This is a genomic window from Spirillospora sp. CA-128828 (assembly GCF_050945415.1).
Classification (GTDB): Bacteria; Actinomycetota; Actinomycetes; order Streptosporangiales; family Streptosporangiaceae; genus Spirillospora.
The window spans coordinates 1-21325 of the sequence record NZ_CP191986.1 but is presented as its reverse complement, the minus strand read 5'-3'; the positions used below and the strand labels follow the sequence as shown (position 1 = coordinate 21325).

Genomic DNA, 21325 nt, shown 5'->3' with positions numbered 1-21325 from the left:
GGCGGACCCGCTTGATCAGCGGGACGAGCCGGCGCACCGTCCTGGCCGCACCCCGCCCGCCGCGTGCGCCCCGCGCGAGGAGGTCTGCGCATGTGGACGGGCAGGAAGATCGTGATCGGGACCGCGGCCGTGACCGTCCTGTCGCTGCTGTCGGCGCCCGCCCGGGCGGCCGAGCCGACGGACGCGACGGTGGTTCCGGTCCAGGTCACCGGTGATCCGGCGAAGCGCTTCAACCTGGTCGTGCTGGGGGACGGCTACACGGCGGCGGACATGCCGAAGTTCCGCGCGCACCTCGCCAAGCACTTGAACGACCTGTGGACGATCGAGCCGTTCAAGTCGTACCGGAGCTACATCAACGTGTATGCGGTGGAGATCCCGTCCGGGGAGTCCGGGGTCAGCTGCGACCCTGCACTGTCGTCCCCGCGCCGCACGACGCCGTTGAAGATGGCGTTCTGGAGCGGTTGCCGGGAGGACGGCATCCAGCGCCTTCTGGTCATGGACTCGACTGCTGCCAAGACGTACGCGGACCTCGTCCCAGGCACGACGGCGGGAAATCGGCAGCTCCTTGCGCTCGCCAACAGCGACACCTACGGCGGTGCAGGCGGCACCTATGCAACGGCGTCCGGCGGGAACGCGATGTCGGCTCTCATCGCGCCGCACGAGCTCGGCCACTCACTGGGTGGCTTGGACGACGAGTACGACTACTACCAGCGTGGCGTCCCTGGCGGGACGTACACCGGTCCTGAGCCTGGCTCCATTCACCACACGCTGCTGACCGAGCAAGAGATGAAGGCGCAGAAGAAGAAGTGGTGGCGGTGGCTCGGTGAACGAAGCGAGGCTGGGGGCACCATAGGGCGGTACGAGGGCGGGCTCTACTTCAGCAAGGGAGTGTGGAGGCCGAGCCAGCACTCGATGATGAAGACGCTGGGCTACTACTACGACCAGGTCGCACGTGAACGGATGACCCAGCGGATCTCAGCCAAGGTCAACCTCGTCCAGGCGAACACGCCTACGGACGCCCCGGTGGGGGACGACCGTGTGCTGTGGATCGAAACGATGCATCCGACCGGTCATCAATTGTCCGTCACATGGACAGTCGACGGGAAGACCGTTGGACGTGGGGCGAACCTGGATCTGTCCAGGCTGCACCTTAAGACGGGCACGCACACGGTCAAGGCGACGGTGACCGACCCCACGGGCTTCGTCCGGGACCCAGCGATACGGTCCTCCGCAGCGCTCACCCAGGTCCGCACATGGACGGTCGATACGAGCCTGACCACACCGCCTACGAACGTGCCCCCCGACTTCACGTCGTCCACGCCGGCCGACAAGCCCGTCGGGGGCGAGTCTGTCGTGTACGTGGAAACGACCCACCCTGTGCAGAGCGCGCCCAAGGTCCGCTGGGAACTCGACGGACGGCGTGTAATCGGCGGCGACCGGGACATCGACCTCAGACGGTTCCACTTGGCCAAGGGCACGCACACGCTGGCCGCGCGAGTCGGCTCCAAGAGCCGCTCTTGGGCGATCGACGCGCAGGCCCCGACCGTGACCTATGAGCTCTCCAAGGCCGCATCGAGCCGGGTGCGCCCTGGGCACACGCCCGAGTACGTCTTCGACGGCCCGTTCACCATGCGGCTGACCGGCGCGGACGACCGTCCAGGCGTGGTCGTCTCGGAGTTCCGCGTGGACGGCGACGGATGGTTCAACTACTTCGGCTGGCCGACCGACTCGTCCGCGCCCTGGCTGTTCACCGAGAACGGCACGGTCATCGACAGCCTCACCTACGGCAAGCTCGGCAAGGGCCGCCACACCATCGAGTACCGCGCCGTCGACCCGGCGGGCAACGTCGGAAAGCCCGCGAAGTTCATCGCGACACTGCGCTGACCGGCCCTCGCCCCTGTCAGTGTTCGGACGCGGGCTCCGGTGCGGACGCGGGTCGGGGCGCGGGGCTGTCGGACGTGGGCGCCGGCTCCGGGGAGCGGTGCGCGGTCGCGAGGATGGAGCCGCCGAGGATCAGCACGAACGAGGCGGTGATCGTGGCGGTGAGGGGCTCGTCGAGGAACACGACCCCGGCGGCGACGGCCACGGCCGGGTTCACGTACGTGAACACCATGCCCCTGGACGTGCCGACTTCCCGGATGAGCTCGAAGAACACGATGAACGCCAGCGCCGTGCACACCATGCCGAGCGCGACGAGCGCCACGAGGACGCGCCCGCTCGGCATGGTCTCCGGCCAGGTGGCGATCGCGGGGCCGGTGTAGACGAGTGCGGCGATCGCCAGCGCGAACGCCGCCATGTGCAGGCTCGGGAGGTCCTGGAGCCGCCGGGTGGCGATCACGGGTGCGATGGAGTACCCGAGCGCGACGAGCATGACCTCGCCGATCGCCCATGCGCTGCCGCCGCCGAGGTGCGGCCCGGCGAGCACACCGACGCCGGCCAGCCCGACCAGGAGCCCCGCCCACCGCACCGGCCCGAGCCGCTCCGCGTCCCCGGCCAGCCGGGCGAGCAGCACCCCGATGATCGGGACGGCGGCGATCAGCAGCCCGGTCATGGAACTGGTCAGCCGGTTCTCCGCGTCCGACAGCAGCGCCCACGGGCCGAGGATCTCCACGGCGGTGAACAGCAGCAGCGGACGCCAATGACGCCGGACCAGGTCCAGCCGGCCCGCCCTGACCGCGAGCGGCAGCAGGATGATCGCGCCGAGCGCCGTCCGCGCGAACACCACCATGGGGACCGAGACGCTCTCGACCGCCACCTTGATCATCAGATAGGGGATGCCCCACAGCACGCTCATCAGCGCGAACAGCATCCAGCCACGGCGACTCAACCCGACCTCCGTTCACGTCCACTCTGGACGTTCACGACATTCAGGATGCCGGCCGGCGGGTCATGCCGTCTTGAACGCTGTTGCGGTACGCGCCCGGCGTGACGCCCAGCACGCGGCGGAACCAGCGGGTGAGATGCGCCTGGTCGGCGAAGCCGACGAGCGTCGCCGCCTCCGCCGGGCGAAGCCCCACGTCGAGCAGCGCACGCGCACGCGCCACCCGGTGCTGGGCGAGCCACGCGTACGGCGGCATTCCCATCGCGTCCCGGAAGACGCGCAACAGCTGATAGCGGGAAAGCTCCAGGTCGGCGGCAACTTCGGCAAGCGTCGGCGGGGCGACGAGTTCGTCGGACAGGCGGGTCGCGACCTTCCTCGCGATCCGCCCGGCTTCGGCCCTGCGGTGCCCCGGGACCGCCTTCGGCCCGGACGCCGCATGCCGCTGGACGAGCGCGCCCAGCACTCCGAGCAGCCGTGACTCGCCCTCAAGCGGGTCTTCGCCGAGCCTCAGCGCGCGGTGGGCGAGCCGCAGCGCCTCGCCGAGCCGCGGGTCGTCGATGATCGGGTCGGCGAAGTGGGGTTCCACCGGCACCGGCCCGGGTTCCGCCGTCGTCGCCGCTCCCAGCAGCTCGGCGCCCGGGTAGAGGCACAGGTAGGCGAAGCCTTCGGGACGTGCCGGACCGCCGGTGTGCGCCTCGCCAAGCTCCACCACGACCACGCTCCCGGCCGCCGAGTAGATCCGCTCGCCCCGGTAGAGCATCGTCTCCAGGCCGTCGACGGTCACCCCGATGGCGTACTCGTCGTGGGTGTGCGGCGCGTAGTGCCGGCGGCCGATCCTGGCCGTCAGCAGATCGAGCGGCGCCCCCTGGATGCCGCCCACCCGCGTCCACAGCGTCCGGTCGACGCCGGCGGCGTCACCGCTCCGCGCGCGCCGGTGCCGGTCAGGCCGAGAAGACGTGCCGGAGCCGCCAGCGATCCTCGTCACGGCCGAGCTCCACGACGGCCACGCCCTCCGCGCCGGTGACCCGCATCCGGTAGACCCTGCCTTCGCCGGCCGTCCCGTAGGTCTTCAGCACCTCGTCGACCGCGTAGCGCGTCCCCCGCCACTCGTACGCGGTGAGCCGTCCCGCCGGGTCGTGCTCGGCGCGGACCGGCTCGTTCAGCAACTGCCCCATGCCGGGAGCGTAGCACGCATTCGAACTGGTGTTCGCAGGTCGGAGAGGTGATCACGCCCCTCGCGGCGCCGGTTCCGGACCACAGTACGCCCGCGTCCCCCCGCCACGCCGGGCGTGGCGCGGAACTCGGATCCTTGGCACCGGGCCGAGTCACGCAAGTCATGCACCCACCAACACCGAACACCTCGAACCTCATCCTGACCACCGCCGCACCTGGTCATGGAAGCGGGCGTCCAGGGGAAGGACCAGAGGACGGCGAAGGGAAAGGCCATGATCAACGGTGCCCATGTCATCCTCTACAGTCGCGATGCCGAGGCGGACCGCGCGTTCATCCGGGACGTCCTGGGCTTCCCGGACGTCGACGCCGGCCACGGCTGGCTGATCTTCAAGCTGCCTCCCGCCGAACTGGCCGCGCATCCCACGGAGGGACAGCCGCGCCATGAGTTCTACCTGATGTGCGACGACATCCACGCCACGCTGGACGACCTGATCGACAAGGGCGTTCATGTCGACGTGCCGGTCAGCGAACAGCGCTGGGGCCTGCTCGCGGCGATCAGACTGCCGAGCGGCGGAGACCTGCCGATCTACCAGCCGCTGCACCCGCTGGCGAAGGATCTCTAGGCGCCGTCATCCACAGGCTGTGGGCAACCTTGGCACACACCTCCCTCGGCGTCGCAACAGGCGTTCCGGAGGACACGTCCACAGGTGGATCCCCAGAACAGCCGGGCTTTCCACGGTCTGGACGGCCCGTCGAAGGCCGTCCCCTCCAGGATCGCCGCGACGGCGGCTCCATCCACAGAATCCACAACCTGTGGATAACCATGGTGCACAACCTGGGTACGGCCGCCCGACTTCGCGTCCACCATTCTTCCCCAGGCCGCCCCCAACCCGCGCGATCAGTTGTCCACGTCGTGGAAAAGCCACTGACCAGCGATAAGACGCCGCCGGAGGCATCGTCGCCCACACCCTGTTCACACCCTGTGGGTGGACACCCTCCACAACCGTGCCCGGCCGGTGGACAACGTTGCCCACAGCAATCCCCAACCACGTCCCCAACTCACCCGCAGTGCCGGCTCACTTTCCCACAGGTCAGGCCGACGGCGGCACACCCGAGTCGTTCTGGCCTCTCGACGCCGCCTCCAGGTCGGCCAGCCGCTGGAGGTCATCGGACAGGTCGGCGGTGTCGGGGATGTCGATCGCGCGGGCCTCGGCCATGAGCGCCCGGGCACGAGGCAGTTCGTCCAGGTGGACGGCCATGTCGGCGCGCAGGACGAGGGCTTTCAGGCGGTCGGACGGCGACAGCGGCTCGCCCGAGGCCAGCAGATGATCAAGGATCCGGGCCCCGGCCCGATGATCCCCCTTGGAGTCGCCGAGGAGCGCGGCCATGTGGAAGGCCCTCGCCACGGGCTCCTTCGGAATCGGCACATGCCGCGGATCGTCCGAGATGGGCTGGCCGACGCGGAGTTGAAGACCGTCCGGGTCGCCGAGCAGGAACTGCCGGACTCCATAGGACATGTCACGCAAGGCGCTCAGCCGAGGCAGCCCTCGGGTGGGAATCCGGCCGAGGGCCTGCCTGAGCCCGCTCCGAAACGACTCGTAGAGGGCGTCCACCTCCGTCGTGGTGATGTAGCACATGTTCATGGAGGCGGCCGGATCGTGCTTCTTCCGGCCGAAGAACTGGAGCTCGACGTCGCCGCGGCGAACCGCCAGGTAGGGATTCGGACTCGTCTGCCAGGTGGTCTGCTCGAACCCGAGGACCCGATAGAACTCCCAGGTCGCGGTGATGGAACGGCACGGAAAGATCGGTATCGCCTTCTCGCCCATACCCGGAAGCGTAGGAACGCCAAGGAAGCTAGTCAAGTTTGATTACATCTTCATGCCCCGACCGGGACAGATGGAGGATGATGTGTCGTGGCGGGCAACATTCGGAGGGCTGGTGCAACCTCGCCGAGAGTTTTCCACAGGTTGTGGATAGGAGGGCATCCGTGGACTTCAACGAGCACACTGCCGCACAGGCCGTCCAGGACAGTTTTCGCAACACCCCCGACGCCCGCCTCCGTGACCTGCTGGACGCGCTCACCCGCCATCTGCACGCATTCGTCCGCGAGACGAAGCCGTCCATCAAGGAATGGGAGGAGGCCATTGGGTTCCTCACCGCGGTCGGCCAGGCCTGCACCGACACACGCCAGGAGTTCGTCCTGCTGTCGGACGTCCTCGGCGTCTCGATGCTGGTGGAGACACTGAACGAACACGAGGGCGGCACAGAAAGCACCGTCCTTGGCCCTTTCCACATGGTGGAGTCGCCGCAGCGCGCGCTTGGCGACACCATCGATCTGGTCGGCGAAGCAGAGCCGTGCGTGGTCTCAGGACGCGTGCTGGACACCGACGGCGCACCTCTACCCAACGCGGAGGTCGACGTCTGGCAGTGCGACGAGAACGGCTTCTACGACGTTCAGCGACCCGGCGTGCAACCGGCCGGCAACGGACGCGGCCTTTTCCACACTGACACCGAAGGCCGATTCAACTTCCGCACCGTCATCCCCAGCCACTACCCGATCCCGACGGACGGCCCGATCGGCCGCCTCCTGGAAGCCACCGGACGCCACCCCTACCGCCCGGCCCATATCCACTTCATAGTCCGGGCGGACGGCCACACCCCTCTGACTACGCACGTCTTCGTTGCGGGCAGCCCCTATCTGGACTCCGACGCGGTCTTCGCGGTCAAGCAGAGCCTCATCGTCGATTTCACCGAATCGAACGACAAGGAGGCCGCCTCCCGGAACAACGTCCAGGCCCCCTTCCGCCACGCCGAGTTCGACCTGGTCCTGAGCAGGGAGGCTGACCGGTAAATGCCGTGGCCACCGGACGTCCCAGCCGGGCAGACTCTGCAGATGACCACCCGCACCCTCTGGCGCCCGGTCGGTCCCGCCGAGCTGGACCTCCTGCGCGCCTCGGGCTGGCGCTCATGGCCGCCCAGGCTCCCGGACCAGCCGATCTTCTACCCGGTCCTCAACGAGGACTACGCGATCAAGATCGCGCGCGACTGGAACGTGCCCGCACACGGCTCGGGCTATGTGACGAGGTTCGAGGTGGACGCCGCCTTCGCCGCCCGCTACCCCGTCCGCCAGGCCGGCGGCCGAACGATCCTGGAACTCTGGGTCCCCGCCGAGGAGCTCGAAGAGTTCAACAAGCACATCATCGGCCTGATCGAGGTCATCCACGAGTTCCACGCCGACGCCCCCAAGTAATCCACAACCTGTGGAGAAACACCCCCATCCTCTGGATAACCACCCCCTGACCTGCGCAGACGACACCCCCACCGAACTCCCGCAACCGGCAGGTAGCAACGACCACACCCCCGCCCAACTCCGAGCAGGCAAGGTGGATTGAGCCCCCGGCCTCACCCTGCGGTCGCTGAAGTGCCGACGTGGGGCGTGGCATCGACGCCATCGCCCGACACACGGGCACAAGCCCCGGCTGACGTTGTTTCCTCATCGGTGCGTCACCTGGCCCGGAAGTCTGTACCGAAGTCCTGCCTCCTCAGCCAATCCCTTGCCTTATCTATCGAATACCGATAGATTTCCATCGCAACTCGATGGAAGGCAGGGCCATGGGAAAGCTGACAGTGCGCGCGCTGCGCGCCGTGCTCGGGGTGGTGCTCACCGGCACCGTGTTCGTCCAGGCGTTGATGGTGTGGGCATTGGTCAGTGGGAACGACCCGGAGGACGGGTCGCTCCCACTGACCCCGCTGCGCGTGATCACGATCCTGGGCATCGGGACGGTCCAGGTCACCGGGGTCTGCGTATGGCGGCTGGTGACGATGGTGCGACGCGGAACCGTGTTCTCCCACGCCGCCTTCCGGTACGTGGACGTCATCATCGGCGCGATCGTGGCGGCCGCCCTCGTGTGGTTCGCGGTCACGGCCCTCAATGCGCCGGGCCAGCGAGACGACCCGGGCGTCACCCTCATCATGGGCGGCATTGGCGTGGCCATCCTGGGCGTCGCGCTCATCGTGCTCGTGCTGCGGACGCTGCTCGCCCAGGCCGTCGCGCGAGAAGTCGAAGCGACGCAGATGCAGGCCGAGCTGGACGAGGTGATCTGATGCCGATCACCGTCGACATCGACGTGATGCTCGCCAAGCGGAAGCTGTCGGTGGGCGAACTCGCGGACCGCGTCGGGATCACCCCCGCCAACCTGGCGGTACTCAAGAACGGCCGCGCCAAGGCGGTGCGCTTCACCACACTCGCCGCGCTCTGCGAGGCGCTCGACTGCCAGCCGGGAGACCTGCTGCGCTTTGAGGCCAAGGACACCGCGGGCGGCGGACCTCAGCCGTCGGCAACGGTGGCTAAGGCCGAAGTGGAAGACGGACCCTAGTACGGCAGCCTGTCAGGGAGTGCCGCAGGCGACACCGGGCCTCGCCCGGTCCAAGCGGAAAAGGATCAGGGACGATCGGGTGCCTCGGGGGATCAGCTCGTGCCCCGTGATGGCACGGAGTCCGAGTGCCATGGGAGTGCCAAACGATCAAAAGACCGGTTCCGAGTTACTCGGAACCGGTCTCTGACCTGCATTGAGCTGGTGGGCCTAGGTGGACTTGAACCACCGGCCTCATCCTTATCAGGGATGCGCTCTAACCGACTGAGCTATAGGCCCGGAGTGTGCCGCCGCCCCTGGCGGCGCAACGAGAGATTACCCCATCTGGGCGGGCAACCGGAAATCGATTGCGGGGCGGCGGCGGGGTGGGGCTACTCGGCCTCCTTGAGGGTGACTTCCACGCCGCCCACGAGGTCGGCGGCGAGGTTGTAGATGACGGAGCCGACCGTGGAGAGGGCGGTGATGAGGAGGACGTTCAGGGCGCCGACGAGGACGGTGTACCCGAAGACGCGGATGAAGGAGAACCAGTTGCCGGCGTCGACGCCGCTGCTGGTTTCGCCTTGTTCCTTGGTCAGGCTGTTGACGGTGTCGCTGATCGCGTCGAACACGCCGAGGCCGGAGAGGATCACGTACAGGACGATGACGGCGACCAGGAGGACGACGAAGCAGACCAGCGACATGACGAAGCTGAACTTCATCACCGACCAGGGTTCGAGCCGGGAGAGCTGGAGCTGGGCCTTGCGGGCGGGTTTGCCGTTGGCGGGTTTCGACGAGGAGTTGGCGGGGGCCATCGAGGTGGACGGGCGGTCCTTCAGGACGGTGCCGGCGAAGCCGCGGCCGCCCGAGCCCGAACCGGAGCCGGAGGTGGACGTCGAGTTGCCCGACGGGGTTCCTGGGGAGTTGAACGGCTTGGCGGGCATGTCCGTACGTCCTGTCGAGACCGAACCGGACGGCTCGGCGGGCTTGGTCCAGCCCGCCGGGCCGGAGGGCGACGGGGCCGGTGAAGGCGAGGAGGAGGGTGCCGGCTTCTCGTCCTTGGGCGGCTCGGCGGTGTCCTTGACCGGGGCGATCTCCGGGGTTTCGGACGCGGCGGCCGTGGGCCGGTTCTCCTTCCCGATCTGGGCGAGGTCGGTCCGGGTCTCCTCCGTCCCGGGGCCGTCCGGCTCGGCGGAGGCCGCGGCGCCCGGGTCGATGTCGACGACCGTCTCGTCCCGCCCGGACTTGGCGGACGCTGCGGCCACGGTCTTGCCCGGCTTCGCGCCGGGCTTGCCGGCGGGCTTCGCCTTGGGCTTGGCGGAGCCTGGTTTCGCCGAGCCCGGCCGCGCCGGACGCGGTTTGGCCGCGCCCGGTTTCCGGGTGCCGCCGTCCTTCGCGGCATCGTCCTTGGCGGTGTCGGCCGTGCCGGGCCCGTCCTCGTCGTTGCCGGGCTCGGTGCTCACGTGTCCTCCTGGCCTAGCGGCTCGGTGACGATGCAAGCTACGTCACTCACCGTCGCCCCCTTCGGCGTCGTCCGAGTCCTCCATGGACTCTACGTTCCTCGCGATGGCCACCACGCTGTCCCCGTCGGCGAGGTTCATGAGGCGGACCCCCATGGTCTGCCTGCCGGACTGCTTGATCTCGGCGGCGGTGGTACGAATGACGCCGCCGTTGGACGTCATCGCGAACACCTCGTCGTCCGGGCCGACCATCAAGGCCCCTACCAACATTCCGCGCGATTCCACGATCTTAGCGGTGAGGACGCCCTTACCCCCACGCCCCTGGAGCGGGTATTGGTCCACGCGGGTGCGCTTGGCGTAGCCGCCTCGGGTGGCCACCAGGACGTCGTCGGAGGCGTCCTGGACGACCAGCACGTTGAGGACCTCCTGGTCTTCCTCGAAACGCATGCCGATCACGCCGGACGTGGCGCGTCCCATGGGCCGGAGCGACTCGTCGTCGGCGCGGAACCGGATCGCCTGGGCGCCGGTGGACACCATCAGCAGGTTGTCCTCGGACGACACCAGCCGCGCCGCGATGACCTCGTCGTCGTCGACGAGGTTGATGGCGATGATGCCGCCGGTGCGGGGCGAGTCGAAGTCGCTCAGGGCGGTCTTCTTGACGCGGCCCTTCTTCGTCCCGAGGACGAGGTAGGGGGCGACCTCGTAGTCGCGGAGATCCATGACCTGGGCGATGTGCTCGTCCGGCTGGAAGGCGAGCAGGTTCGCGACGTGCTGGCCTCGAGAGTCCCGGCCGGAATCGGGCAGTTCGTACGCCTTCGCCCGGTAGACCCGGCCCTTGTTGGTGAAGAACAGGATCCAGTGGTGCGTCGTCGTGACGAAGAACTGGTCGACGATGTCGTCCTGCTTCAGCTGCGCGCCGCGGATGCCCTTGCCGCCGCGCCGCTGCGCCCGGTACAGGTCCGTCTTGGTGCGCTTGGCGTAGCCGCCGCGGGTGATCGTGACGACGACGTCCTCTTCGGCGATGAGGTCCTCGTACGACACGTCCCCGTCGAACGGGATGATCTCGGTGCGCCGCTCGTCGCCGAACTTCTCGACGATCGGGGCGAGCTCGTCGCCGACGATCTGCCGCTGCCGCTCCGGCGAGGCGAGGATGTCGTTGTAGTCGGCGATCTCGGTCATGAGCTTGTCGTACTCGTCGGTGATCGCCTGGCGCTCCAGGGCGGCGAGCTTGCGCAGCTGCATGTCGAGGATGGCTTGCGCCTGGATCTCGTCGATCTCCAGCAGGTTCATCAGGCCCTGCTGCGCCTCCGAGGCGGACGGCGACCGCCGGATCAGCGCGATGACTTCGTCGATCCGGTCGAGGGCCTTGAGCAGGGCGCGCAGGATGTGAGCGCGCTCCTCGGCCTTGCGGAGCAGGAACCGGGTGCGGCGGACGATGACTTCGATCTGGTGCGCGACCCAGTGCCGGACGAACTGGTCGATGCGCAGGGTGCGCGGCACGCCGTCCACCAGCGCGAGCATGTTCGCGCCGAACGTCTCCTGCAGCTGGGTGTGCTTGTACAGGTTGTTCAGGACGACCTTGGCGACGGCGTCCCGCTTGAGGACGATGACGAGGCGCTGCCCCGTCCGGCCGGACGTCTCGTCGCGGACGTCGGCGATGCCGTCGAGCTTGCCGTCCTTCACCCCGTCGGCGATCTTGAGGGCGAGGTTGTCCGGGTTGACCTGGTACGGCAGTTCGGTGACGACGAGGCAGGTGCGGCCCTGGATCTCCTCGACCTCCACGACGGCCCGCATGGTGATCGAGCCGCGGCCGGTGCGGTAGGCCTCCTCGATGCCCTTGCGGCCGACGATGAGGCCGGCGGTCGGGAAGTCGGGGCCCTTGACCCGCTCGATCAGCGCCTCAAGGAGCTCCTCGTCGGACGCGCCGTAGTTCTCCAGGTACCACCGGACGCCGTCGGCGACCTCGCGCAGGTTGTGCGGCGGGATGTTCGTCGCCATCCCGACCGCGATGCCGGCGGACCCGTTGACCAGCAGGTTCGGGTACCGGGACGGCAGGACGTCCGGCTCCTGCGAGCGGCCGTCGTAGTTGGGGGAGAAGTCGACGGTCTCCTTGTCGATGTCGCGCAGCAGCTCCATCGCCAGGGGCGCCATGCGGCACTCGGTGTACCGCATGGCCGCGGCCGGGTCGTTGCCGCGCGAGCCGAAGTTGCCGTTCCCGTCGACCAGCGGGTACCGCATCGACCAGGGCTGCGCGAGCCGGACGAGCGCGTCGTAGATGGCGGAGTCGCCGTGCGGGTGGTAGTTCCCCATCACGTCGCCGACGACGCGGGCGCACTTGAAGTAGCCGCGGTCGGGCCGGTAGCCGCCGTCGTACATCGCGTACAGGACGCGGCGGTGCACGGGTTTGAGGCCGTCTCGTACCTCGGGCAGCGCGCGCGCGACGATGACCGACATCGCATAGTCGAGATAGCTCTTCTGCATCTCGACCTGGATGTCGACCGGCTCGATCCGTTCGCCGGGGTGGCCGCCCTCTGTGGTCACGTCCGTCACTCTCAAGACCTCTTCTGCTCGGTGGGAAGGAAGTACCGGCGCCTTTTGGGAGTCAGGCCGATGGGAGCCCGGCCCAGGCGGGTGCCTCAGATGTCGAGGAAGCGCACGTCCTTGGCGTTGCGCTGGATGAACTCCCGGCGGGGCTCTACCTCCTCGCCCATGAGCACGCTGAACAGCTCGTCCGCCTGGGCGGCGTCGTCCAGCTGGACCTGCAGCAGGACCCGGTTGTCGGGGTCCATGGTGGTGTCCCAGAGCTCGTTGGCGTTCATCTCGCCGAGGCCCTTGAAGCGCTGCACCTGGTCGCGGGGACGGGGGTCGCGCTTGCCCGCGGCGATCCCGGCCTCGATGATCGCGTCCCGTTCGGCGTCGGAGAAGGCGTAGTCGGCCTCGTTGCCCCGGGCATCCCACTTGATCTTGTAGAGCGGGGGCTGGGACAGGTACACGTGCCCGGCCTCGATCAGCGGCTTCATGAACCGGAACAGCAGCGTCATCAGCAGCGTGTTGATGTGGTGGCCGTCCACGTCGGCGTCCGACATCAGGATGATCTTGTGGTAGCGGAGCTTGCTGATGTCGAACTCGTCGTGCACTCCGGTGCCGAGGGCGGTGATGATCGCCTGCACCTCGTTGTTCTTCAGGATCTTGTCGATCCTGGCCTTCTCCACGTTCAGGATCTTGCCGCGGATCGGGAGGATCGCCTGGAAGTGCGGGTTCCGGCCGCCCTTCGCGGAGCCGCCCGCCGAGTCGCCCTCGACGATGTACAGCTCCGACTTGGCCGGGTCGGTCGACTGGCAGTCCGACAGCTTGCCGGGCAGCGACGTCGACTCCAGCAGGCTCTTGCGGCGGGTCAGGTCGCGCGCCTGACGCGCCGCGACCCGCGCGCGCGCCGCCTGCGACGCCTTGTTGATGATCTCCTTGGCCTCGCCGGGGTTCTCCTCGAACCAGTCGCGCAGGTGCTCGTTGCACGCCTTCTGCACGAACGACTTGGCCTCGGTGTTGCCGAGCTTGGTCTTGGTCTGCCCCTCGAACTGCGGGTCGGCCAGCTTGATCGAGATGATCGCGGTGAGGCCCTCGCGGACGTCCTCGCCGGTCAGGTTGTCGTCCTTGTCGCGCAGCAGGCCCTTGTCGCGGGCGTACCGGTTGACGATCGTGGTCAGCGCCGCGCGGAACCCCTCTTCGTGGGTGCCGCCCTCCGCCGTGTTGATCGTGTTGGCGAAGGTGTGGACGGACTCGGCGTAGGACGAGTTCCACTGCATGGCGATCTCGACCGACATGCCCGTCGTGTCGTCGTCGAAGTAGACGACCGACTCGTGGGCGGCGTCCTTGCGGGCGTTGATGTAGCGGACGAAATCCTCGATGCCGCCCTCGTAGCAATAGCGGACGACGTGCGGCTCACCGTTGATGTGGTCGGGACGCTCGTCCCGCAGCGTGATGGACAGGCCGCGGTTGAGGAACGCCATCTCCTGCATGCGGCGGGAGAGGGTCTCGAAGTTCCACTCGGTGGTCTCGAAGATGCTGGGATCCGGCCAGAAGCTGATGATCGTGCCGGTCTCTTCGGTCGCCTCGCCCTGGCGGAGCTCCGTCTCCGGCCCCTGCCATGTGTAGGACTGACGCCACACGTGGCCGCTGGTGCGGACCTCCGCCTCCAGACGGGTGGACAGCGCGTTCACCACGGCGGAGCCGACGCCGTGCAGGCCGCCAGAGACCGCATAGGACTTGCCGTCGAACTTGCCGCCCGCGTGCAGCGTGGTCAGCACCAGCTCGATGGCCGGACGCTTCTCCACCGGGTGCTCGCCGACGGGGATGCCGCGGCCGTTGTCGTCCACGCTGACGCCGCCGTCGGCCATCAGCGTGACCACGATCTCGTCGGCGTAGCCGGCGAGGGCCTCGTCGACCGAGTTGTCCACGATCTCGTAGACGAGGTGGTGCAGGCCGCGCTCACCGGTCGAGCCGATGTACATGCCCGGGCGCTTGCGAACCGCCTCAAGCCCTTCAAGGACAGTGATCGAACTAGCGTCGTACGCCAAAGGAGATCCTCCTGCCGGGGACGTCCGCCGCCCCGCGCCCGAGGGAGGCGCGGTGTGCCCCGTAACACACATGAAGGCACCCGGGTCGTGCTCTGGTTCTTCGTGGTCAGAGCCCCGGGCACCTCATGGCGGCGCAGCATCCTGAACCCGGAATCATTCTACCGGGTGACGCGACAGAAAGTGGCACTCACAAGCTCTGTATGCGCGTGTGGCGGCCGATTGACCCTGGAGCCACATCCCCCCATACGGCCTGGGGGGTTCTCTGGCCTACGTGGCGCTGGCCGCTGAACTGGAGACCGCGACCCCCGAACAGATGTTCCCACCCGGCACCGACACCCGCCGCCCGCCGAGGGGGACGCCCCGGCGCGCCGGCTCAGCGGGCACGCCAGGCGCCCGTCCGGCGCGGCCCGGAGGAGGGGCCCACCACCTTCACCTTCCGGACGGTGCCGTGCCCGAGTTCCTCGTTCAGCCGCCGGACCAGGGTGGACGACAGCAGGCGCAGCTGCGTCGCCCACGTCGTCGAGTCGGCGGCGATGGTGAGCTCGCCGTCCTCGAAGCGGTCCGGGCGGGTGTGCTCGGCCAGTTCCGCGCCGACGATGCCCGCCCAGTTGCCGAAGACGCCGCCGACGGCCGCCCGCTGCTCCCAGCCGCGGGACGCCATCAGATCGCGGATCGCCGCCCCGAACAGCTTCGGGTCGCCGCCGCGTCCGGGCTCCCGCACGCGGACGAGCCGGCCGTTGCCCTTGCGCTTCTGACCGGGAAGGGTGCCCCGCTTCAGGGCGTCCGCCTTCGCCTGGGCGAGCGCCTCCCGGGCCAGTTCGATCCCCGACTTGGCCGGAACGGCCCCCTCGTCGGCGGTCTCCTCGTCGGCGGAGTCGTGCACATCCTGTGGATCGCTCACGCGTTCGCCCCCTCGGCGCCCCGGACGACCTGGCCGTCGGAGACGGTATACGAGCCCCCCGTCAGTTCGGCGGGGACGTCCGCCGGAACGGCCGCCGTGATGAGGACCTGCTCGGCAGGCGCCACCATCTCGGCCAGCCGGCTGCGGCGTCCGGTGTCCAGCTCGGCGAACACGTCGTCCAGGATGAGCACCGGGTCGTCGCCGTCGGCGCGGAGCAGGTCGAACGCGGCCAAGCGGAGTCCGAGCGCGAACGACCACGACTCACCATGGCTGGCGTAGCCGCGCGCCGGAAGCTCCCCAAGGCGCAGGACCAGCTCGTCCCTGTGCGGCCCGACGAGGCTCACACCGCGCTCCAGCTCCTGCTTACGTGATTCGCCCGTCGCCGCGAGCAGTTGCTCGGCAAGTTGTCCACGGTCTGTGGACAACTCCGCGTCCCCCAGGGAGCTCCTGTAGATCAGGTCGACCGCGCCGCTATGCGGCGCAAGCGCCGCATAGGCGCGGGCCACCAGCGGACGGAGTGCGTTCACCAGGTCCAGCCGGGCCGCCAGAAGCTCCGATCCCGTACGTGCCAGATGCGAATCCCACACGTCCAGGGTCGCGAGCACCTCCTGGCTGGGGGAGCGCCTGTGCGCGGCCGCCGATCTCAATAGAGCGTTGCGCTGCTTGAGGACACGGTCATAGTCCGAGCGCACACCGGCGAACCGTGGAGCCCGCGCGGTGAGCAGCTCGTCCATGAACCGGCGCCGCTCCCCCGGGTCCCCCTTCACGAGCGCGAGGTCCTCGGGGGCGAACAACACCGTCCGGAGCATCCCCAGGATCTCGCGCGGCCTCGGGACGGGGGACCGGTTGAGCCGCGCCCGGTTCGCCTTGCCCGGGTTGATCTCAAGCTCGATCAGTGCCTTGCGGTCGTCCTTCACCACACCGGCCCTGACGATCGCACGCGGCGCCCCATGCCGGACGAGCGGCGCGTCCGTCGCGGCCCTGTGGCTGCCGTGCGAGGCGACGTACCCGATGGCCTCCACCAGGTTCGTCTTGCCCTGCCCGTTGGGGCCCACGAACGCCGTGACCCCCGGCTCCAGCGCGACCTCGGCGGCCGGGTAGGAGCGGAAGTCCTGGAGCGAAAGGTGGGCGACGTGCACGACACACGAGCGTAGAGCCTTCCGCGCGCCCCGTCAGACGGCGGGCGGGTTGACGTCGGCGCCGGGGGAGTCGCCGTCACCGACGGCCTCGACGGCGTGGCCGCCGAACTGCTTGCGGAGGGCGGCGACGACCCGCATCGCGGGCGAATCGTCCTGGCGGGAGGCGAAGCGGGCGAACAGGGAGGCGCTGATCGCGGGCAGCGGGACGGCGTGCTCGACCGCGGCCTGGACGGTCCAGCGGCCCTCGCCCGAGTCGTTGGCGTAGCCGCGCAGATCGTCCAGCTCGGGGTCGCCGGCGAGCGCGCGGTTCAGCAGGTCCAGCAGCCAGGAGCGGATGACCGTGCCCTCCTGCCAGCTCAGGAAGGTCTCCGGCACCTTGGTCACGAGGGGGCTGGCCTCGATCAGCTCGTAGCCCTCGCCGAACGCCTGCATCATCGCGTACTCGATGCCGTTGTGGACCATCTTCACGAAGTGGCCGGCGCCGATCTTCCCGGAGTGGACGAAGCCGAACTCCCCCTCCGGCTTGAGCGTCTCGAAGATCGGCATCAGCCGCTTCACGTTGTCGTCGTCCCCGCCGACCATGAGGGCGTAGCCGTTCTCCAGGCCCCAGACGCCGCCGCTCACACCGCAGTCGACGAACCCGATGCCCTTGGCGGCCAGTTCTTCGCCGTGCTTCTGGTCGTCCACATAGTGTGAATTACCGCCGTCAATCACGATGTCGCCCGGCTGCAGGGCCTCCCCCAGGCTGTGGATGGTGTCGGCGGTCGGCTGACCCGCCGGCACCATGACCCAGACGGCGCGCGGCGCGGACAGCCGTCCGATCAGCTCCTCGACCGAGCCGACGTCGCTGACCCCCGGGTCGCGGTCGTAGCCGACCACGGTGTGGCCGCCGCGGCGCAGCCGCTCGGCCATGTTGCCGCCCATCTTGCCCAGGCCGATGATCCCAAGCTCCATGAAACGCTCACTCTCCCCAGTCCGTGACTACCCGTGCCGTCCGCGGGGGCTCGGCTCCCCCGCGGAACCATCGTCCCCGGCGCGCCCCAGGGCATGCCCTCGGGGGGTCATGCTCATCCGGACAGCCTGACGGGCATGATCAGGTAACGGTAGTTCGGGTTCTCGCCTTCCTGCGGCGGCTTCCCGGTGAGGACGGCCGGCTTGGTCGGGGTCGTGAAGGACAGCCGCGCCACGTCGGAGCCGATCGCGGAGAGCCCGTCGAGGAGGAACGCGGGGTTGAACGCGATGTCGATGTCCTCGCCCTCCAGGGAGGCCTCCAGGGCCTCCACGGCCTGAGCCTCGTCCCCGGTGCCCGCCTCCAGGACGACCTCGCCCTGGCTGAACGAGAGCCGGACGGGCGTGTTCCGCTCGGCGACCAGCGAGACGCGCTTGACGGCCTCGATGAACTGCGCGGTCTGGATCTCGGCGAGGCCCGCGTACTCGCTCGGCAGCAGCGACCGGTACTTGACGAAGTCGCCGTCCAGCAGCCGGGACGTGGTGCGGCGACCGCCGCCCTCGAAGCCGATCATGCCCTCGCCGGTGCCGCCCGCCCCGCCGAGCGCGATCGACACCTCCGCGCCGGCCGTCAGCGACTTGGCGGTGTCGGCGAGCGTCCGGGCGGGGACGAGCGCGACGGCGGAGAAGTCGGGCCGCTCGGGCTTCCAGTGCAGCTCACGGACGGCGAGACGGTAGCGGTCCGTGGACGCCAGCGTGACGGTCTCGCCTTCGATCTCCACCCGGACGCCCGTCAGCATCGGGATCGTGTCGTCCTTGCCGGCGGCGATCGCGACCTGGGACACGGCGGCCGCGAACTCGTCGCTGCCCACCGACCCCGCCGCCGGCGGCATCTCCGGAAGCGTCGGGTAGTCCTCCACAGGCATGGTGAGAAGTGTGAACTTCGCGCTTCCGCAGCGGAGCATCACTTTCGCGCCGTCCGTCGTCACTTCCACAGGGTGGGGAGGAAGGCTGCGCGAGATCTCGGCGAGAAGGCGTCCGGACACCAGCGCGGTCCCGGCCTCCTCGACGTCGATGTCCGTGGACACCTGAGCGGAGACCTCGTAGTCGAACGCGGACAGCTTCAGCCGGTCGCTGTTGTCTTCGCCTCCGGCGACGATGTGCATGCCCGCGAGGACCGGTACCGGGGGACGGACCGGGAGCGTACGCGCGGTCCAGGCGACGGCGTCGGCCAGGGCGTCTCTGTCGATGCGGAACTTCAAGTGGACCCGCCTCCTGCAGGTTTCGGACAACGGTGAGGTGATCTTGGCTGGGCCGGGGCGCTCGGGGCGCGTTGTCCCCAGGCCCTGACTTGAGGTGGATCTTTTTTTGGATAGAGAAGTAGAGCAGTACCAGTAATAGGGGCGGTGGATAGTGTGGACAGAGGCCATCGTCCCAGGTGAGACCGCGTTTCTCTGTCCACGGGCGCTGTGCATGGGGCGTGGACGGCGCGGCGGCGCCTGGGGACGGCGAAATCATCCCCACAGGTCGTCCTCATGTCATCCCCCGGTTATCCACGAGTTCTCCACGGGTCTTCCGCCGGTTCGCCGTCCGTTCGCCGTGGCTGGGGACACCGGGACGGGGGATCGCCTGGTCCGCCCCCAGGCCGTCCCCAGCTCTTCCACCGGTTTTCCCCAGGAGTCGGGGCGGCCGTGCACAGCCGGTCCACCTCCGTCCACTGTTCATCCTCAGCTTCTCCAACGGTTGCCCACAGGGTTATCCGCGAAAATCCCCAGAGTTTTCCACAACTTGTGAGTAGCGGCGCCGATTCTCGGGGCAGTCGCGCCCTTTGTCGGTTCTTTGCCCGGAACAGGGTGTGGACGAGGCGTTCGGAGTCCGTCCACAGGGGCGGCACCGGTCTGTCCACAATGTGTACGGCGCGGCCGGTCAGCGCTTGCGGGCCTGATGCTTGATGCGTCCCGTCAGCTCCGTGACCTGGTTGTAAATGGCGCGGCGCTCGGCCATCAGCGACCGGATCTTGCGTTCGGCGTGCATGACCGTGGTGTGGTCGCGTCCCCCGAACTGCTGTCCGATCTTGGGGAGGGACAGTTCCGTCAGCTCCCGGCACAGGTACATCGCGATCTGCCGGGCGGTGACGAGCATCCGGGACCGGGACGGGCCGCACAGGTCCTCGATCGTCGTCCCGAAGTACTCCACCGTCTGCGCCATGATCATCGCGGCGGTGATCTCGGGTCCGGAGTCGTTCGGGATGAGGTCCTTCAGCACGATCTCGGCCAGCTTCATGTCGACCGACTGCCGGTTCAGGCTCGCGAACGCCGTGACCCGGATCAGCGCGCCCTCCAGCTCGCGGATGTTCGTCGCGATCTGCGAGGCGATGAACTCCAGCACGTCGGGCGGCGCGGCGAGGCCCTCCTGGCGGGCCTTCTTCTGCAGGATCGCGATCCGGGTCTCCAGCTCGGGCGGCTGGACGTCGGTCGTCAGGCCCCACTCGAACCGGTTGCGCAGCCGGTCCTCCAGCGTCACCAGCTCCTTGGGCGGACGGTCGCTGGAGATGACGATCTGCTTGCTGGCGTTGTGCAGGGTGTTGAAAGTGTGGAAGAACTCCTCCTGCGTCTGCTCCTTGCCTTCAAGGAACTGGATGTCGTCGACGAGGAGGATGTCCACATCCCGGTAACGGCGGCGGAACCCGTCCGCCTTTCCGTCGCGGATCGAATTGATGAAGTCGTTCGTGAACTCCTCGGAGCTCACATAGCGGACGCGGGCCCCGTTGAAGAGGCTTTGCGCGTAGTGCCCGATCGCGTGGAGCAGATGCGTCTTGCCCAGGCCGGAGTCGCCGTAGACGAACAGCGGGTTGTACGCCTTCGCCGGCTGCTCGGCGACCGCGACGGCGGCGGCATGGGCGAACCTGTTGGACGAGCCGATGACGAACGTCTCGAACGTGTACTTGGGGTTCAGGCGCGCATGCTCGGACGCGCCAGCCTGCTGCGCCGGCGCGGGGGCACGGGGGTCGGAGACCTCCTCGTCCCGGAAGGCGCCCTCGCCCCGAAAGGTCTGCTCCCCGCCGCCGTACTGCTGTTCGCCGCCGGGGAAGGGCTGCTCGCCGTTCTGGAACGTGTCGTCGGTGTGCCCGAGCGGTGGCTCGTTCCCACCGTGCTGGGACTCGCGGCCCGGTTGCTCGGAGCGGCCGCCAGGGCGCAGCTGGCCGAGCGTGCGGTCGTTCAGGTGAGAGTGCGGCGGACGTCCCGGAGGCTCGCCGCCGAACCCTTCCTGCCCTCCACCGAAGTTCTCCTGGCCTCCGTAGCCGGGGTAGCCGCGTCCCTCGAACGGTGCCGGGCCGCGTCCGCCCGGGCCCGTTCCATACGCCGGTGGGCGAGGCGGCGGCGGATACGCTCCACGGTCGTCGTCCTGACCCTGTGGATAACCTCCGGGCGGACCGGGATTGTGGGTAACTCCCGACTGGGGCCGGTACCCCTGGTCGTTGTACGGCTGTTCCGGGTACGGGCGGTCACTGCGTTCCCCGTACTGCTGGTCACCGTAGGACTGATCCGTGTAGGGGCGATCCCGGTCGCGGTCGTCATGCGAGCGGTCACCGAAAGGCTCGCCATAAGAAGAAGGTGTGGGCTCGTGCATACCGAGCCCGGACCCCGGCCCAGGGATCGGTGCGCCCAGCGGCTCACCCGTGCCCGGACGGGTGCCCGCGGGCGGCTCCGGCTGGACGGTCACCGCGACACGGATCGCCCTGCCCAGCTCGTGGGAAAGAGCCTGCGTGATGAGGTTGCGGAGGCGCGTTTCCAGCGCGTCCTTGGCGAACTCGTTCGGTGCGGCCAGCAGGGCCGTCCCCTCGACGAGCGCCAGCGGGCGGACCATGGGCAGCCATGCGCGGTAGCTCGGTGACAGATCGCTCTCGGACAGTGCGGTGAGGGTGCGGGCCCAGACCGATCCGAGATCCTGACCGTCCAT

At 68.7% G+C, this 21325-nt stretch carries 18 protein-coding genes and 1 tRNA gene; 6 read left to right on the top strand and 13 right to left on the bottom strand.

Annotated features, from left to right (window positions below; translation table 11 throughout):
- Positions 1-90: 90 nt before the first annotated feature.
- Positions 91-1884, top strand: coding sequence for a M64 family metallopeptidase (locus tag ACQPXG_RS00095; RefSeq protein WP_433465505.1), 1794 nt, complete (start codon positions 91-93; stop codon positions 1882-1884).
- Between the two features lie 16 nt (positions 1885-1900).
- Here ACQPXG_RS00095 and ACQPXG_RS00090 read toward each other — a convergent pair whose 3' ends face one another.
- Genes ACQPXG_RS00090 through ACQPXG_RS00080 form a run of 3 tightly spaced genes read right to left on the bottom strand, consistent with a single transcriptional unit; the run spans position 1901 to position 3996 of the window.
- Positions 1901-2827, bottom strand: a complete 927-nt coding sequence (locus ACQPXG_RS00090) for a DMT family transporter (RefSeq protein WP_433465504.1) — start codon at positions 2825-2827, stop codon at positions 1901-1903.
- A 40-nt stretch (positions 2828-2867) separates the two neighbouring features.
- Positions 2868-3806, bottom strand: coding sequence for an AraC family transcriptional regulator (locus ACQPXG_RS00085; protein WP_433465503.1), 939 nt, complete (start codon positions 3804-3806; stop codon positions 2868-2870).
- Positions 3763-3996: a hypothetical protein gene (locus ACQPXG_RS00080; RefSeq protein ID WP_433465502.1), complete on the bottom strand. Its 234-nt coding sequence runs from the start codon at positions 3994-3996 to the stop codon at positions 3763-3765. Before ACQPXG_RS00080 ends, ACQPXG_RS00085 begins: the two co-directional genes overlap by 44 nt.
- A 270-nt stretch (positions 3997-4266) precedes the next feature.
- On the opposite strand from ACQPXG_RS00080, the gene ACQPXG_RS00075 reads away from it, so the two are divergent.
- Positions 4267-4617, top strand: coding sequence for a VOC family protein (locus tag ACQPXG_RS00075; protein WP_433465501.1), 351 nt, complete (start codon positions 4267-4269; stop codon positions 4615-4617).
- Positions 4618-5085: 468 nt separating this feature from the next.
- On the opposite strand, the gene ACQPXG_RS00070 is transcribed toward ACQPXG_RS00075, so the two are convergent.
- Positions 5086-5820 carry a bleomycin resistance protein gene (locus tag ACQPXG_RS00070; RefSeq protein ID WP_433465500.1) on the bottom strand — a complete coding sequence of 245 codons (735 nt, stop codon included), beginning with the start codon at positions 5818-5820 and terminating at the stop codon, positions 5086-5088.
- 161 nt (positions 5821-5981) lie between these two features.
- Between ACQPXG_RS00070 and ACQPXG_RS00065 the strand changes: the two genes are divergently transcribed.
- From ACQPXG_RS00065 to ACQPXG_RS00050, 4 genes are all read left to right on the top strand, one after another.
- Entirely contained in the window at positions 5982-6845 is an 864-nt protein-coding gene (locus ACQPXG_RS00065; protein ID WP_433465499.1) for a dioxygenase, read from the top strand.
- A 42-nt stretch (positions 6846-6887) separates the two neighbouring features.
- The gene (locus tag ACQPXG_RS00060) at positions 6888-7244 is read left to right on the top strand and encodes an ADP-ribosylation/crystallin J1 (protein ID WP_433465498.1); all 357 of its coding nucleotides are present in this window, start codon (positions 6888-6890) and stop codon (positions 7242-7244) included.
- A gap of 362 nt (positions 7245-7606) precedes the next feature.
- Positions 7607-8098 carry a DUF2975 domain-containing protein gene (locus ACQPXG_RS00055; RefSeq protein WP_433465497.1) on the top strand — a complete coding sequence of 164 codons (492 nt, stop codon included), beginning with the start codon at positions 7607-7609 and terminating at the stop codon, positions 8096-8098.
- Positions 8098-8370, top strand: a complete 273-nt coding sequence (locus ACQPXG_RS00050) for a helix-turn-helix domain-containing protein (protein ID WP_433465496.1) — start codon at positions 8098-8100, stop codon at positions 8368-8370. Before ACQPXG_RS00055 ends, ACQPXG_RS00050 begins: the two co-directional genes overlap by 1 nt.
- A gap of 199 nt (positions 8371-8569) precedes the next feature.
- Here the strand turns inward: ACQPXG_RS00050 and ACQPXG_RS00045 are convergent.
- The 9 genes from ACQPXG_RS00045 to dnaA form a co-directional block, all read right to left on the bottom strand.
- Positions 8570-8646, bottom strand: a tRNA-Ile gene (locus ACQPXG_RS00045).
- Positions 8647-8738: 92 nt separating this feature from the next.
- On the bottom strand, positions 8739-9287 hold the full coding sequence (locus tag ACQPXG_RS00040; RefSeq protein ID WP_433470176.1) for a DUF3566 domain-containing protein: 549 nt from the start codon (positions 9285-9287) through the stop codon (positions 8739-8741).
- A 561-nt stretch (positions 9288-9848) separates the two neighbouring features.
- Positions 9849-12353 carry a DNA gyrase subunit A gene (gene gyrA / locus ACQPXG_RS00035; RefSeq protein WP_433465495.1) on the bottom strand — a complete coding sequence of 835 codons (2505 nt, stop codon included), beginning with the start codon at positions 12351-12353 and terminating at the stop codon, positions 9849-9851.
- An 86-nt stretch (positions 12354-12439) separates the two neighbouring features.
- Entirely contained in the window at positions 12440-14377 is a 1938-nt protein-coding gene (gyrB, locus tag ACQPXG_RS00030; RefSeq protein ID WP_433465494.1) for a DNA topoisomerase (ATP-hydrolyzing) subunit B, read from the bottom strand.
- Between the two features lie 373 nt (positions 14378-14750).
- A complete protein-coding gene (locus ACQPXG_RS00025; protein WP_433465493.1) occupies positions 14751-15278 on the bottom strand; it encodes a DUF721 domain-containing protein in 528 nt (175 codons plus the stop codon).
- Positions 15275-16417, bottom strand: a complete 1143-nt coding sequence (recF, locus tag ACQPXG_RS00020) for a DNA replication/repair protein RecF (protein WP_433465492.1) — start codon at positions 16415-16417, stop codon at positions 15275-15277. The genes ACQPXG_RS00025 and recF overlap by 4 nt, the downstream gene beginning before the upstream one ends.
- Before the next feature lie 33 nt (positions 16418-16450).
- Positions 16451-17371 carry a phosphogluconate dehydrogenase (NAD(+)-dependent, decarboxylating) gene (gnd, locus tag ACQPXG_RS00015; protein ID WP_433465491.1) on the bottom strand — a complete coding sequence of 307 codons (921 nt, stop codon included), beginning with the start codon at positions 17369-17371 and terminating at the stop codon, positions 16451-16453.
- Between the two features lie 113 nt (positions 17372-17484).
- Positions 17485-18627 carry a DNA polymerase III subunit beta gene (gene dnaN, locus ACQPXG_RS00010; protein ID WP_433465490.1) on the bottom strand — a complete coding sequence of 381 codons (1143 nt, stop codon included), beginning with the start codon at positions 18625-18627 and terminating at the stop codon, positions 17485-17487.
- 664 nt (positions 18628-19291) lie between these two features.
- Positions 19292-21325 (bottom strand): chromosomal replication initiator protein DnaA, encoded by a 2034-nt coding sequence (gene dnaA / locus ACQPXG_RS00005; protein WP_433465489.1) that lies wholly within the window; start codon positions 21323-21325, stop codon positions 19292-19294.

Excerpts from the sequence above, each read along its gene's own strand:
- ACQPXG_RS00060 (WP_433465498.1), top strand. The coding sequence starts at position 6,888 with ATGACCACCCGCACCCTCTGGCGCCCGGTCGGTCCCGCCGAGCTGGAC.
- ACQPXG_RS00080 (WP_433465502.1), bottom strand. The coding sequence starts at position 3,996 with ATGGGGCAGTTGCTGAACGAGCCGGTCCGCGCCGAGCACGACCCGGCG.
- ACQPXG_RS00055 (WP_433465497.1), top strand. The coding sequence starts at position 7,607 with ATGGGAAAGCTGACAGTGCGCGCGCTGCGCGCCGTGCTCGGGGTGGTG.
- ACQPXG_RS00050 (WP_433465496.1), top strand. The coding sequence starts at position 8,098 with ATGCCGATCACCGTCGACATCGACGTGATGCTCGCCAAGCGGAAGCTG.
- gnd (WP_433465491.1), bottom strand. The coding sequence starts at position 17,371 with ATGGAGCTTGGGATCATCGGCCTGGGCAAGATGGGCGGCAACATGGCC.
- dnaA (WP_433465489.1), bottom strand. The coding sequence starts at position 21,325 with ATGGACGGTCAGGATCTCGGATCGGTCTGGGCCCGCACCCTCACCGCA.
- ACQPXG_RS00075 (WP_433465501.1), top strand. The coding sequence starts at position 4,267 with ATGATCAACGGTGCCCATGTCATCCTCTACAGTCGCGATGCCGAGGCG.
- ACQPXG_RS00070 (WP_433465500.1), bottom strand. The coding sequence starts at position 5,820 with ATGGGCGAGAAGGCGATACCGATCTTTCCGTGCCGTTCCATCACCGCG.
- ACQPXG_RS00095 (WP_433465505.1), top strand. The coding sequence starts at position 91 with ATGTGGACGGGCAGGAAGATCGTGATCGGGACCGCGGCCGTGACCGTC.
- ACQPXG_RS00040 (WP_433470176.1), bottom strand. The coding sequence starts at position 9,287 with ATGCCCGCCAAGCCGTTCAACTCCCCAGGAACCCCGTCGGGCAACTCG.